The sequence below is a fragment of the Pseudoalteromonas rubra genome (genome assembly GCF_005887095.1).
Classification (GTDB): domain Bacteria; phylum Pseudomonadota; class Gammaproteobacteria; order Enterobacterales; family Alteromonadaceae; genus Pseudoalteromonas; species Pseudoalteromonas rubra_E.
Genome location: NZ_PNCI01000076.1, coordinates 1 through 13,113, shown reverse-complemented (window position 1 = coordinate 13,113; position 13,113 = coordinate 1). Strand labels below are relative to the sequence as shown.

The following is a 13,113-nucleotide window of genomic DNA, read 5'->3' as shown; positions in this document are numbered from 1 at the left end:
GTTGATCCATTAGTAGTTACAATGGCCCCGATTATAGCGAATAATGAGCGAGAATAGCAGTATGAGCGTGAGCACTTTGATCCTCGAACTTCATGATAAATTTGCCAACTCGGTACAGCAATCACAGGGCCACTGGCCATTGATCCAGCATGACGCACAATGGCCCAGCCCGTGTGAAACTGGAGAGCCCAGAGGTGATGGTCTGATAGCGTGGCAGGCGGTGCCCAGAACGCCATGTGGTGACTTCAATGCACTGGCCAGTGCGCTGGAAACCCAGTTTAGCTCTGAGCTAAATGAATTTTATGGCGCGGCTTACGCGGGCAATATATTGGTCGGGCTGGACGGTGAAGAAGTAGAGTTGCTGCAAGCCTGGAATGAAGAAGACTTTGAGCGTTTGCAACAAAATATCACGGGTCATGTGTTGATGAAGCGACGCCTCAAGCAACAAGATACGGTCTTTATTGGCCTGACTGCACAGGAAGATGTATTGATTACGGTGCAGCTAGGCACAGGAGAGGTTTGTCTTGAGCGGGTAGGTAAAGCGCCGCACAAAGTACTTGCGCCCAACCTGACAGCATTTTTAAGTCAACTATCGGCACAGTTTTAATCGTGTGATGTTGGCGTTTGAGGTGACGCGCAAGGACGTCACCTTTTCTGCTACTGAAAGTCCCAGGATATATTAGACACCAGTTCGCAGGCGTCACATTTAAAGTCAAAAATGCCAAACCAGGGCGCTTCTAATGCCCAGTCAGCGCCACAGCCCGGGCAGGTGCGCGCTTTTTCCTGAGCGAGGCTTTCTCCGCCAACCCGATATAAATAATAATACACCGGCTTTTTGGTGAGGTAACGAATACGTTTACTCAGGTCCAGTCCACGTCGGGTTAGATCGCTGTCGAGGCTTGTCAGTTCATTGAGTGCGGCAAATTCGCACCGGGTTGCCCCGTTTATCTGGATCTGATCACAGGCCTGCCAGTCTTCTTGCCATTTAATCAACGCCTTATAATCGCCATTCGCAATAGCCGGAATGGTATACAAAGGAATTGGCTGGAAGTCATCCCCACAATATAACGGACTACATGTGTGCACATAGGTGGTATAGAGGATATAGCTTGAGGGGGATTGGCACTGGTCGGCACCGTTAGCATGAATATCCTGGCCTATTACTTTGACTTTAGGTGCCAGCAATCCCGCTTGCTGCAGCTGCTCAATGGCATGTTTCACAAAGGGACTGTGGTGGAGCGGGTGCAACGAATCTTCGAGCGGGCACATTACCCGCGTGATAAAGAATCCTTCTTTTAATACCGTAGGAAATTCATCTCCGATGATCTGGCCATTGAACCGCAGTGCATTGACGAGCCTGTTGATTGCCTGCTCTGCTTTTTCAAGGGTGGTGTCCTGATAACAGTCAAAGGTAAGATCAACCACAAACATATTAACGAGACTCCAGCAGGGCGATCAACTTGTCCAGCTTGGCTTCGATACGATCAAGTTGTGTTTCAGAACTGGGTTGTTCAGAATCATCGCGCTGGCTGGGGTTGTCATCGCATGTCGACAGTATTTCCGGGTTATTCTTGTATGTCGTCAGTCCCGCTATGATCAATGGCATAGCCACAGGCTCCGCTAATTTGGCTTTGGTAGTAGCAACTGTGGGGGTTTTACCTTGTGCAATGAGTGTGGCTATGGCGTTTAAAACGGCGGGATGCATAGTGTGCCCTCTGGAAACAAAAACTGAGTGCATTGTACCATCTTAGCCTGCGGAACATCACCCGTAAAACAGTTTGTATTGAGCCTGATTTGAGGAGCCATCAAAAAGCGCCGGACTAGCATGCGAGCTGAAATAAGGCCGCGCGTAAAGTGCTATTTAACTGCTTGCAAATAGTCCAGTCATGCTCAACGCAATCGCGCATCCAGTTCGTCTATTACTTCACTCCAGTCGGCATCTTCTTGAAGTGACTCTTCAATAAAATGTCTTTGCCCTTCATTCCAAAATGGCGCTTCGGCTAGCAACATATCACTGGGCAGACTATGTTGACTGAAAAAGGCCTCAATTTTGGCATCGCTGTTATCCAACCCAAGTTGCGCAAACAAGTTTTTCAGATTATGTACACTAGTATCCATACGCCCCTCTTTTTGTTTAAAAAGTACGCTATAACTATAGTAGATTTACGACACCGACCAAGTAAATTATCGTCGGATAATCAAAACAAAAAACAAGGACACTCCATGACTAACCCTGCATCCGTTACACAATTAACGATTAAACACTTACACCCGGAAGACAGTACCGTTGCGGCCAGCCTGTTATATCGAGCCTACCATGATGACAAGTTGTTTAAAGATGTTCTGGGCGGATCCGATGAGCAAAGCTATGAATCGCGCTTACGTGCATTGATCCGCGAAGAATTGTCTTGTTTTGGTCAATCAGCCCAGCCACTGATTGGGCTATATCAGGGACAATCTTTGCTTGCGGTGGCCTGTGTGTTTGAAGCGCAAACCGAGTTGCAAGCGTCACGACGCTGGGACTGGCGGTTGCGACTCATGATGAGTGCTGGCTATCTTCAAACGCAGCAGCTGATTGATAAAGAGAAAACCATTCGTGAAGCACTGTCTGAGCAGGGGCATTACTATTTTCTGTCTTTTATTGCGGTAGAGCCGCAATATCAGGGGCAAGGTCTGGGGCACCATTTGCTTAGCGCATTGGACGAATTGGTAAAAGAGAACCCACTTGCCACGGGCCTTGGGGTGTTTGTCTCAGAACCTAACCAACAAGCGTTTTTTCAAGAGCATGGGTATGAAAAGCATCAGGTTTTAACTTTCAAATCAGTACAAGGTGAATTGCTGTTTAAAACCCGAGCGGCCATTATGGAAAAAACGCTGTGAGACTTTTCTCACATGGATGTAGGTCAAGGCGTTTTAGACCTGTTGATTTAACCCCTTATTTAAGTCTAACTTATTTATTTATATTGATTTTTATTTTATTTCAACTTGATGACTTAAAAAACTATCAGAAAAAGCGCCTTTTCTGACAGCCAGGATTGCGTAAACTTAATCGTGTCCAAGGACGGAAGGACATCAGCGCCAGGAAGAGGTGAAGTGGACAGAGTCAGGATGACTCAGGAAACATCAGGACGGTGTTGAACAAAGGATGTTTGGAGCGCTTAGGATAAGCGAAGTGGACAGAGTCAGGATGGCTCAGGAAACATCAGGACGATGTTGAACAAAGGATGTTAGGAGCGCTTAGGATAAGCGAAGTGGACAGAGTCAGGATGGCTCAGGAAACATCAGGATGATGTTGAATCAGGGACGTTAGGAGCGCTTAGGATAAGCGAATTGGACAGAGTCAGGATGGCTCAGGAAACATCAGGATGATGTTGAATCAGGGACGTTAGGAGCGCTTAGGATAAGCGAAGTGGACAGGGTCAGGATGACTCAGGAAACATCAGGATGATGTTGAACAAAGGATGTTAGGAGCGCTTAGGATAAGCGAAGTGGACAGAGTCAGGATGACTCAGGACACAACAGGATGTTGTTTATAAAAGGAATAGGGAAGAAGAGTCGAACGGTGTGAAAAAAGTCATACTGTAAGACAAAGGATGTGCTTGGATGCGGTAAGGATATCTACAGGACGTAACCTATCGGATGAAGTCAGGGAAGAAGATCGGGTGTGTCAGGATGTATACCCGTTCAGGGGATGATGAAGCTTGGCGGCTTGCTAGTTTGTTGTAAGCAGAGGTATCGGATACCTCCCAGGAAATTCGTCAGATTGGGGCGTAGCGCAAGGGTTACGCCTTGGTTTTTTTATGCTTGTCTGTTAGCCTGACTGTGCAGTTGGCTAATACGTTCACCTGATACCTGATTGAACAGGTACGTTTCCGCAAATCGAAAGATCTATCTAATCAACTACTCACCAGTTCACAGTGCATCTGCTACATCATGCGATGAGGTGGGATGTCCATTTTCTTCAGGCGCAGATTTTCCAGGTACATAGTGCCAGTGTAGGCACTTTGTTGATCTGAACTGAACTCAAAAGCAAATTGACTCTTTATTCCCAGTTTTCCATTACTCAGTACTGCAAGCCTGCGTTTAACACAGGCGACACTGAGTAGCTGTACGTTTAGTTTTTCAGCCTGGCCAATTGCATGCTGCTGCGCCGCTTCTGCTATCTGACGGCCAAACCAAAAGAACGCAATGATTGCGCCGATAAGAATAAAAAGCCAAAGAGTGATCATCGTTTAAATAGCCTGCCTATCGCTTTTGACAGTGTTTCACTGCGATTTTCTGTTCTAAGTAGAGCTAAGACATGTGGGCGCAAAACCGGAATTGCAACCAAGTCGGCGAAAATGCTTTCAAACAGACCCTCCACATCGGTGTTGTGGGCTGCCTGGTCCATCAGCTTGATTAACCTGTGTGTCTCGGTCAATGTTTCCCAGCAACGCCCTGTTATGGTCAGTTGCAGGTCGGCGTGTGCGGCCAAAGGCGAATCCAGAATAGTATCTACGGCTTCGGCGATAAGCCCCAGGCTGTGGCTGCCGGACAAAGCTCTAAGATGGTTTACACAGGCTGTCAGATCATTTTTAGCCACAGCTGTTTTCAGGCTTCTGAGTAAGTGTTCTGTCAGCTCAACACCAATGGCTACATGCTCTAACATCGCTGCCAAAGGTGATTGAACCGTTTGAGGAAGCTCTGACCAGCTGGCTTTTAAATTATCCCGATTGCTGCCGTGATCCAGACGCATCGCAAAATCTGCCAGGCCCTGTACCGCCAGGTTTTGCCACTGATCTAACCCCAACTTCTGTGCAAAGTAGAGCTCAGCGTACTCATAGTATTGCGATGCAGGCCGCTTTAATTCCGTTTTCAATAACGCATTAAATGCGGCGAGTTTATTTGCGTTGGGCGCATAGACATACGGATTATTATCCAGTTTACCCTGCGCATCTTCACCGGTCAGTTGAGTGCCTATTGCATCAATCACCATAGAGGCAAAGTGATCGCGGCTGGCAGCAACCAGCTTACTTTGTTCATCCAAAGGAAGTTTTAAAAACCACACATAAGGGTCCTGGGTTGCCTGGTTATCCCAAAACTGGATTGCCAGTAATGCATGACCTGCAAGCGGATAGGGGTAAGGAACCTGAGTGGTTTCGATCTGCGCAAACTGCTTTTTATCGATTTTGGTTATGCGACGGCCAATATCATAGGCGCGCCATTGCGTGCCAGCTGAAGTCAGTAGTTCACCTAAAGTCGTAATTTGCGCTGTCATTATCTTCTCACTTAATTGCGTTGAAGCGCGATTATAGCTTTATTCTCAGTGACTGATAAGAGCAGCTATAAAGATACAAAGGTTCGGGGTTGATGAGGTATAATATCGCTTTTATATTTGTGTGAGGAAGCACTATGGATCACCCTGTATGGCGCCTGCTGGACGAGCTGGAGCATACGCTGCGTCAGGCTGAACTTTGGCAGGCAACGCCTGTTCCGGTTGAGGCGTTACGCTCTACTCAACCATTTTGCTGCGATACGCTACGTTTCGAACAATGGTTACAGTTTGTCTTTGTCGTCAAGATGCGTGCGCTATTGCAAAGCGGATCAGCATTGCCCGCCAACATGGCCATTGCCCCAATGGCAGAAGTCAGCCTCGCACAGCATCCTCAGTTGGCAGTGTTACTGAGTGTATTGCAACGACTAGATTTGGCCGTTTCGGAGTAGTCGCAGTATGCTAGAAATCATTTATCAGGATGAGCACTATGTGGCTATCAACAAGCCTTCAGGATTGCTGGTTCACCGCTCGTTTCTCGACAAACGTGAAACCCAATTTGCAATGCAGATGCTGCGCGATCAGCTTGGGCAGCATGTGTTTCCAGTTCATAGACTCGACCGGCCTACCTCGGGCGTTCTGTTGTTTGCGCTAAGTTCCGAAGCAGCACGGGGTATGAATCAGGTATTCATCGATGGCACAGTGCAAAAGCGTTATCTGGCTTTAGTACGTGGCTTTGCTCCTGAAGATGTTTATGTCGATAAACCGTTAAAAGAACAGTTAGATAAAATCGCCGACAAGTTTGCCGATCAGGATAAAGCACCTCAGGAAGCACAGACCCAGTTCAACTGCTTACATCAGGCAACGTTGGATATTCCGCTGGGTAAATACCCCAGTATTCGCTACTCCCTGGTCGAGTGTTTTCCAAAAACGGGTCGCAAACATCAGATCCGTCGCCATCTTAATCATCTCAATCACCCCATTATTGGCGATGTAAATCACGGGGATAACAAGCAGAACCACTTTTTTCAGGATCATTTTGGCATTCGCCGCCTGATGTTATTTGCAACTGAATTGAAGTTTTTGCATCCTTATAGTCAACAACCCATCATCATTCGCGCCAGTCTGGGAGAGGAAATGTTGAATTTATGCAGGCAACTGGGCTGGCCGAGTACAGAAAAGGACTACCTATAATGGCATCCATTACACTTTTTGTCGGTTCAGTATTTGGCAATGCAGAAAATCTGGCGGTTGAGGTTAAAAATGACATTGAACAGCAAGGTCATACTGCAACAATTGCCGAAGTACTCACTTTGCAACAAGTTCAGTCAGCAGAAAACCTGCTGTTTATTTCTTCGACAACCGGACAAGGCGATATTCCGGATAACCTGTTACCTTTGATACTGCAAATGCAAAGCCAGTTTCCTATGCTAACGGGCAAGAAAGTCGGAGTTATTGCCCTGGGTGACAGTAGCTATGGGGACACTTTTTGTGGCGCCGGACGTCAGATCGATGCACTCATTCAGGAGCTGAATGCGACTGTGGCTGAGCCTCGTCTGGATGTTGATGCATGTGAGCATTTTGAACCTTATGAAGCCGTTTCACCTTGGCTACAGAAGTGGCTGCAACATTTTTGATTCGAGTGTCCTGGTGTAAGTCGACAAAAAAGCCGCTGTTGTCAGCGGCTTTTTGCGTTATGAGCTTTTGACATCAACGGTCAGTTTCAGCTTTTGGCCAGGGTAGAGATATTTCTGACCTGCAAGCTTATTCCACTTCACGATTTCACTGACAGTCAGGTTAAACTTAGCCGCTATCCGTGCCAGAGAATCTCCTTTACGAACCTTATAGGTAATGGTGCGCTCAGTCGTGTTCGCAACAGGCTGAGTGGCCGTTTGACTCTGATAAATGGTGAGCTTTTGGCCAAGCTTTAGGACTGCATTGGCCTTTAGTTTATTCCACTTAGCAAGCTGTGCCACAGTAACGTCATATTCGCGGCTAATATCCCATAAGGTATCACCACTGGTGACCGTGTGGGTTTTTTTATTACGCGTTGCTTTGTTCGCAGCGCTGCGCACGGCATCTGGTAAGTGCTCACTTTGTAACTCGCCGTCGCTCAGCGGGACCAATAGTTTCTGACCAACCCGGATCATGTGTGAATCCAGTTTATTCAGAGAACGAATGGCACTGGTGCTGGTAGAAAACTTCTTGGCTATGACTGACAAGCTGTCACCCCGGGCGACCGTATAATATTGCCAGCGCAAGCGGTCTTTGATTGGGGTATTGGCCAGACGAGTCTGGAAAGCTTCGATTTTATCTGCCGGCAGCAACAAGGTATGTGGCCCGTTCGGGTCGGTTGCCCAGCGGTTAAACCCCGGGTTCAAACGATACAGTTCAGTGAGTGACATATCGGCCATTTCGGCTGCGAGCGCTAAATCGATTTGCGAACCTACTTCGACGGTATCAACAACCTGTGCGTTAATGATTTTGTTCCACTTAACATTAAACTCGTCCTGGCGTTTTAACAAGTCAGACAGAGCAAGCAACTTAGGTACATAGGCTGTGGTTTCGCGTGGCAAATCTAAAGACCAGAAGTCAGTTGGCAGATGCTTTTTACGATTTTTGCGGATCGCCTTGAGCAGACGGCCCTCTCCTGAGTTATACGCAGCAATGGCATTGAGCCAGTCACCCTCCAGGGTTTTGTGCAAATAGGTCAGATAATCCAGCGCAGCGCGGGTTGACTGAACGATGTCGCGACGACCGTCATACCACCAATTTTGTTTAAGGTCGAAGCGCTCGCCGGTTTGTGGCATAAACTGCCAAATCCCGGATGCGCTGCGATGAGAATACCCGAATGGATCGAAGGCACTTTCCACAATTGGTAACAGTGCGATTTCAATCGGCATTTCGCGCTTCTCGACTTCCTCTACGATATAGTAAAGGTAAGGCTCGGCGCGTTTTGAAATACGATCCAGATAAGCCTGGTAGCGCTGATAATAATTACGCTCTGCGACTACGGGGCGATTTTGCGGCACATCAATAGACAGTTGGTAGCGGATCCGCTCCCAGACGTCGTCGAACACCGGTGGTGGCTCATCGGCTTCCACGGGTTCCTGAATGGCACTCATCAGAGTGTCGCTGATCTCGGCCGGACTGGCATGATCCAGTTGTTCGGCTTGTTCAATTGTCGGGCTGTCGAACGTAGTTTGACAACCGCTCAGCAGTGCTGATACTACCAGCAGCAAGAGAGGCTTTTTCATAAAACTCGGTCATTGATCCATTGTCAGGGTACGGCGCCGCAGAAAAATCCACAGCTAAAACCCGTCAATGTTAACTGTTTAGTTGTGAAAATTAAAGCAGTGCCTAAAAATTATCCTTCCATTTTCTGAGTGCGGCAAACCTTTGCCAGTCTTCATTACCCTCGATGTGTATATCAGCCGGTAAAGTATTTAGCATATGTGGCAGGTTCGCCCGAATAAAAGGGTTGATGCTTAACTCGCGTGCGATTGTGGTGGGCAATGTCGGCTGCGCTTGTGCGCGTTGCTGCTCACCCCATTGTTGCCACTGAGCAATGTCTTCATTCTCTGGCTCGACTGCGGCCGCAAATGCCAGGTTGGCCTGGGTATACTCATGTGTGCAGTAAATTTGGCATTGCTCAGGCAACTGGGATAGTCGTTGTAGTGACTGCCACATTTGCTGCGGATTGCCCTCAAATAAACGTCCACATCCTGCACTGAACAAAGTATCGCCGGTAAACGCCAGCTCCGATGTCAGGTAGCAGATATGATCCAGTGTATGTCCGGGCGTGTGGGCAATGGCAAAGTCCAGTCCAGCAATGGCTACTCTATCACCGTCGTTCAAAGGGTGTGTGACGCCATTAAAAGGCGTATTTTGTGGTCCATATACTGGCAGTTCACCATAGTGCGCGCGCAACGGGGCGATACCATCGGTATGATCCCAGTGATGGTGTGTCACTAGTATACCTGCCAGCTGTTTTTGTTGTGTCGTTGCAAACTCAATGACAGGTTCGCTTTGTCCGGGGTCAACAACCCACATCAGGTTGCTATCAGACGGACATATTGCCCAGATATAATTATCGTTAAAGGCCTTGATGGGGTGGATCTGCACCGCGACTTGCGCCATAACTCATTGCTCTATAAAGTGAAGGTGTAACTAGTATAGCGAGTGCGAATAATGAAACCAGCTCTAAGTTTTCAGCAGGGGCCAAAACCCTACCAGTGGCAGGATTTTCCGCATGGGGATTATGTACGTGCAGGGATCGAGCGGCGCATGGCGCACTGGTTACCTCGCATGTTTGGCTATCATATGCTTAAGTTAGGTTGCCTGAGTGGTCAGCTGGATACATCACAAAGCCCGATCAGTCATCAAATCTGTGTTGCGCCAGAAGGTGAGCATGTTGGTGTCTTCGCTGAGATTGATGAGCTACCATTTTATGAACACAGTGTCGATTCATGTATTCTGAGTCAGTGCCTGGAATATCATTCTGACCCGCATCATATTTTGCGAGAGGCGCATCGAACGCTGATCCCGGGCGGGTATATTGTGATCAGTGGGTTTAACCCATTTAGCTTGTGTGGTTTGGCGCACCTGTTGCCTTTTAGCAAAGAAAAACTGCCCTGGTCGGGGCGCTTTTTTACGCCATCGCGGGTTAAAGACTGGCTGGATCTATTGGGGTTTGAAATCCTTGCTGATGAGCGCTTTGTCCATGCCTCGCTGGCAAGGGGCTCACGTTTGTCGCGTTTTGCGCCCTGGCGACGGTTTTGTCGACATTACATGAAGCCTATGGGCAGTGTCTATCTGCTGGTGGCCCGCAAACGGGTTGCGCCTTTAACGCCGATTAAGCCAAAGTGGCATGCACGGCCCAAATGGACACCTGCTGTGAAAGGCGCGCGACTGAAACACAGCCGCAATCAGAAACAAGGGTAGGCAGCTACTCGCTCTGGTAGCCGGTATCTTCCAACAGGTCAGTTCCGCTGGCGGCTTCCCGCGCTAAATCATCTACCAGTTCGTTATATTTATTGCCAGCATGACCCTTTACCCAGCGCCATTCAATCGTATGGCGCTGTACAGCGGCATCCAGGCGTTGCCATAAGTCGACATTTTTAACAGGCTTTTTCGCGGCGGTTTTCCAGTTACGTTTCTTCCAGTTTACCAGCCAGGACTCAATGCCCTGTTTCACATACTGGCTGTCTGTATACAGAATTACCTGGCAGGGACGCTTTAGCGTTTCGAGTGCAACAATAGCAGCGAGCATCTCCATACGGTTATTAGTGGTGAGCCGGTATCCGGCGTTGAGGGTTTTTTCATGACCTTGATAACTGAGGTACACACCATAGCCACCAGGCCCGGGATTACCTAAGCAGGAGCCGTCGGTATAGATCTCTACGGATTTTTGCACGAATTTGCCTGTTTTTATGTAAAATACTCCAATAGACGCTAACCATAGCAAAGTTAGGCAATCGACGATATGCATAAAAGACAAATAGTACTGGATACAGAAACCACGGGCATTGACCCCAAAGAAGGTCACAGGATCATTGAGATCGGCTGTGTGGAGTTAGTGAATCGTCGCCTGACCGGCAATAATTTTCACGTTTATATCAATCCACAGCGTGGTATTGAAGAAGAAGCGATAGACGTTCACGGTATCACCAATGAGTTCCTGCGAGATAAGCCATTTTTCCATCAGGTTGCTCAGGAGTTTTACGACTATATTCAGGGCGCTGAGCTGGTGATCCACAATGCCCCGTTCGACGTCGGCTTTATGGATCACGAGTTTGCCATGCTCAATCAGGGCTTTGCAAAAACCCACGATGTATGTGAAGTCTTAGATACGCTGGTGATGGCGCGCGACTTGCATCCTGGTCAGAAGAATAGCCTTGATGCCTTGTGTCGTCGTTATGATATAGATAACTCAAAACGAACACTGCACGGCGCATTGCTGGATTCCGAGATCTTATCGGATGTTTACCTGGCCATGACCGGGGGACAGAAAAAGTTGAATCTGGCCCAACATAATGAACAGGCACAACAAGGTAGCGGGGGAGGAATACGTCGCCTGAATGCTGACAGGGCCCCGTTAACAGTGGTGCTGGCGACAGCCGAAGAGCTGGATGCCCATGAAGCACGTATGGAGCTGGTTAACAAAGCCAGTGGCCAGAGTTTGTGGCAGCAATAATGGCTGTCAGGTATGACATCGATAGTCAAAGAGAAAGATTAACTTTTTATGGGGTAAACTAGCATGCGGATCGGCTTAGCAGGATTGATGTTATTAGGTAGCGCGTTGCTCAGCGCGATGACGATGGCCGAGACTCCGCATATAACCTTGCTTGAGCGAGACGGTAAAATCAATGAAATCCCGCTGCTGGATAACCGTTTTCGCATTGACCACAATGTAAAGAAAATCACTTTGCTGTTCTTTCGTGCGCCCGGCACGCCGGCCGTGGTGTTGGTTAAACCCGATGGTAGTAAATATTACGCCACACACGCCATTGGTGACGAAAAGCTCGAATGGTATGACGAGATCAGCTATGACCTGGTAATCGTCACAGATCCCATGCCGGGACCCTGGCAGGTGTTGGGTCAGATCCGTCAGGATAGTCGAGTGATGGTGCTAGGTGACATTGAATTGCAAGTCGACCCCTTACCGCCACTGATCTTTCGTGGAGAAATGCTGAAAATCCAGGGGCAAGTCACCAATGATGGCCAGCCTGTCGACATTGGTTATTTCCGCGATGTGGTCACCCTCTATGTGGAGTTTGTCAGTACCAATAACGATCGGTATGCTAATTTTGGTGCGGGCACCCAAAGTGTGGCCGAGTTTAAAGATGATGGCCGGGAATTCGATGAGCGTCCGCTCGATGGCATCTTCACCGGCGAATTCCGGCTCAACTTCCCTGCCGGCGAGTGGCAACCTGAGTTTTTTATAGAGACCCCCATTCTTAAACGCCGTGTCGTTAAAGATCCCATCATTATTGCAGAACCCCCATTTTCCTTTGATTTAATGCTGGCCGGGCCGGAAGAGTTCGAACATCAACTGACCGTTCGGCTCGCCTCCGAGGTGGTTAAGCCCGAGACCGTCATTTTTCAGGGCAAGATCTTATACCCCAATGGGGAAGAGCAAATGTTTACTCTCAATGGTGAAGAGCGCCTATATCGGCAGCTGGCGATCAAGAATTACGATTGGGGCCGTTACAGTGTGGAATTGTCTGCCTTTGGCGAAAACATCAATGGCCGTGAATTTATGGCTCGCCTGCCGGATTACAACTTTGAGATAGAACGTCCGATAGAAAAAGTCCCTGAATTGCCTGAGTCTGAGCGGCCAACGCAGCGCGTTGTTGCCCCGCCCGAGCCTGAACCCGGACTCAGTACTGGCGCAATCGTAGCCATCGTGGTGGTGGGAAATGTGTTGATTTTACTTCTGGGCTGGCTGGCCGTGCGCATTTTTGTACAGAAAAAGCCCATCAAACTCAAAATAAGCCTGCCGTTTTTGGGAAAGAAAAAGCAGTTAGATTTAGAAGAGTTAGAGCAAGATAAAGAAAACTCGGGCAAACAGAGTTCAAAAAATGATAAATCAGCTGATATTTTGAACCTTTCGATGTCGGATGACTAAAAATCCCCGATTTTTTCAAAAAAGGTGTTGACTCTTAAGGGGGGCATTCGTATTATTCACGCCGCTGTCAGGGAGCACACCTGAACAGCGAGAGAACAAGATGCTGCGGAGTGGTAGTTCAGTTGGTTAGAATACCGGCCTGTCACGCCGGGGGTCGCGGGTTCGAGTCCCGTCCACTCCGCCACTTACTTTTTCTCTTATAAGCGCACGCTGGAGTGGTAGTTCAGTTGGT

At 48.3% G+C, this 13,113-nt stretch carries 16 protein-coding genes and 1 tRNA gene; 9 read left to right on the top strand and 8 right to left on the bottom strand.

The genetic code is table 11. The features are described from left to right. The first annotated feature begins 61 nt into the window (after positions 1-61). On the top strand, positions 62-607 hold the full coding sequence (gene syd, locus CWB99_RS22370) for a SecY-interacting protein (RefSeq protein WP_138550074.1): 546 nt from the start codon (positions 62-64) through the stop codon (positions 605-607). A gap of 50 nt (positions 608-657) precedes the next feature. On the opposite strand, the gene CWB99_RS22365 is transcribed toward syd, so the two are convergent. From CWB99_RS22365 to CWB99_RS22355, 3 genes are all read right to left on the bottom strand, one after another. Then, a complete protein-coding gene (locus CWB99_RS22365) occupies positions 658-1,431 on the bottom strand; it encodes a Zn-ribbon-containing protein (RefSeq protein WP_054015441.1) in 774 nt (257 codons plus the stop codon). A gap of 1 nt (position 1,432) precedes the next feature. Beyond that, on the bottom strand, positions 1,433-1,705 hold the full coding sequence (locus CWB99_RS22360) for a hypothetical protein (protein WP_138550073.1): 273 nt from the start codon (positions 1,703-1,705) through the stop codon (positions 1,433-1,435). 185 nt (positions 1,706-1,890) lie between these two features. After that, the gene (locus CWB99_RS22355) at positions 1,891-2,118 is read right to left on the bottom strand and encodes a DUF2789 domain-containing protein (RefSeq protein ID WP_138550072.1); all 228 of its coding nucleotides are present in this window, start codon (positions 2,116-2,118) and stop codon (positions 1,891-1,893) included. A gap of 105 nt (positions 2,119-2,223) precedes the next feature. On the opposite strand from CWB99_RS22355, the gene CWB99_RS22350 reads away from it, so the two are divergent. After that, a complete protein-coding gene (locus CWB99_RS22350; RefSeq protein WP_138550071.1) occupies positions 2,224-2,880 on the top strand; it encodes a GNAT family N-acetyltransferase in 657 nt (218 codons plus the stop codon). A 1,046-nt stretch (positions 2,881-3,926) separates the two neighbouring features. Here CWB99_RS22350 and CWB99_RS22345 read toward each other — a convergent pair. Together CWB99_RS22345 and CWB99_RS22340 are read right to left on the bottom strand one after the other, a co-directional pair. After that, a complete protein-coding gene (locus CWB99_RS22345) occupies positions 3,927-4,229 on the bottom strand; it encodes a DUF3301 domain-containing protein (protein WP_054015437.1) in 303 nt (100 codons plus the stop codon). Next, a complete protein-coding gene (locus tag CWB99_RS22340; protein ID WP_138553524.1) occupies positions 4,226-5,257 on the bottom strand; it encodes a DUF3549 family protein in 1,032 nt (343 codons plus the stop codon). Before CWB99_RS22340 ends, CWB99_RS22345 begins: the two co-directional genes overlap by 4 nt. 134 nt (positions 5,258-5,391) lie before the next feature. On the opposite strand from CWB99_RS22340, the gene CWB99_RS22335 reads away from it, so the two are divergent. From CWB99_RS22335 to CWB99_RS22325, 3 genes are read left to right on the top strand one after another with little or no spacing between them, the layout of a single operon-like run. Further along, positions 5,392-5,703 (top strand): YqcC family protein, encoded by a 312-nt coding sequence (locus CWB99_RS22335; protein ID WP_138553526.1) that lies wholly within the window; start codon positions 5,392-5,394, stop codon positions 5,701-5,703. Positions 5,704-5,710: 7 nt separating this feature from the next. Beyond that, positions 5,711-6,445, top strand: a complete 735-nt coding sequence (gene truC, locus CWB99_RS22330; protein ID WP_138553528.1) for a tRNA pseudouridine(65) synthase TruC — start codon at positions 5,711-5,713, stop codon at positions 6,443-6,445. Continuing rightward, positions 6,445-6,888, top strand: coding sequence for a flavodoxin domain-containing protein (locus tag CWB99_RS22325; RefSeq protein WP_138553530.1), 444 nt, complete (start codon positions 6,445-6,447; stop codon positions 6,886-6,888). Before truC ends, CWB99_RS22325 begins: the two co-directional genes overlap by 1 nt. A gap of 57 nt (positions 6,889-6,945) precedes the next feature. Here the strand turns inward: CWB99_RS22325 and CWB99_RS22320 are convergent, their stop codons facing one another. Both CWB99_RS22320 and gloB read right to left on the bottom strand, forming a co-directional pair. Further along, on the bottom strand, positions 6,946-8,508 hold the full coding sequence (locus CWB99_RS22320) for a lytic transglycosylase (RefSeq protein WP_138553532.1): 1,563 nt from the start codon (positions 8,506-8,508) through the stop codon (positions 6,946-6,948). A gap of 103 nt (positions 8,509-8,611) precedes the next feature. Then, a complete protein-coding gene (gene gloB / locus CWB99_RS22315) occupies positions 8,612-9,391 on the bottom strand; it encodes a hydroxyacylglutathione hydrolase (protein WP_138553533.1) in 780 nt (259 codons plus the stop codon). A 51-nt stretch (positions 9,392-9,442) separates the two neighbouring features. Here gloB and CWB99_RS22310 point away from each other — a divergent pair, with 51 nt between their 5' ends. After that, on the top strand, positions 9,443-10,195 hold the full coding sequence (locus CWB99_RS22310) for a class I SAM-dependent methyltransferase (protein ID WP_138553535.1): 753 nt from the start codon (positions 9,443-9,445) through the stop codon (positions 10,193-10,195). A gap of 4 nt (positions 10,196-10,199) precedes the next feature. Here the strand turns inward: CWB99_RS22310 and rnhA are convergent, their stop codons facing one another. Next, positions 10,200-10,667 carry a ribonuclease HI gene (gene rnhA / locus CWB99_RS22305; protein WP_138553537.1) on the bottom strand — a complete coding sequence of 156 codons (468 nt, stop codon included), beginning with the start codon at positions 10,665-10,667 and terminating at the stop codon, positions 10,200-10,202. A gap of 69 nt (positions 10,668-10,736) precedes the next feature. Between rnhA and dnaQ the strand changes: the two genes are divergently transcribed. The 3 genes from dnaQ to CWB99_RS22290 all read left to right on the top strand — a co-directional run bounded on the left by dnaQ (position 10,737) and on the right by CWB99_RS22290 (position 13,065). Further along, positions 10,737-11,447 (top strand): DNA polymerase III subunit epsilon, encoded by a 711-nt coding sequence (dnaQ, locus tag CWB99_RS22300; protein WP_138553539.1) that lies wholly within the window; start codon positions 10,737-10,739, stop codon positions 11,445-11,447. An 87-nt stretch (positions 11,448-11,534) separates the two neighbouring features. Continuing rightward, positions 11,535-12,881 (top strand): TIGR03503 family protein, encoded by a 1,347-nt coding sequence (locus tag CWB99_RS22295; protein WP_249332059.1) that lies wholly within the window; start codon positions 11,535-11,537, stop codon positions 12,879-12,881. Between the two features lie 107 nt (positions 12,882-12,988). Further along, positions 12,989-13,065, top strand: a tRNA-Asp gene (locus CWB99_RS22290). The last annotated feature ends 48 nt before the right edge of the window (positions 13,066-13,113 follow it).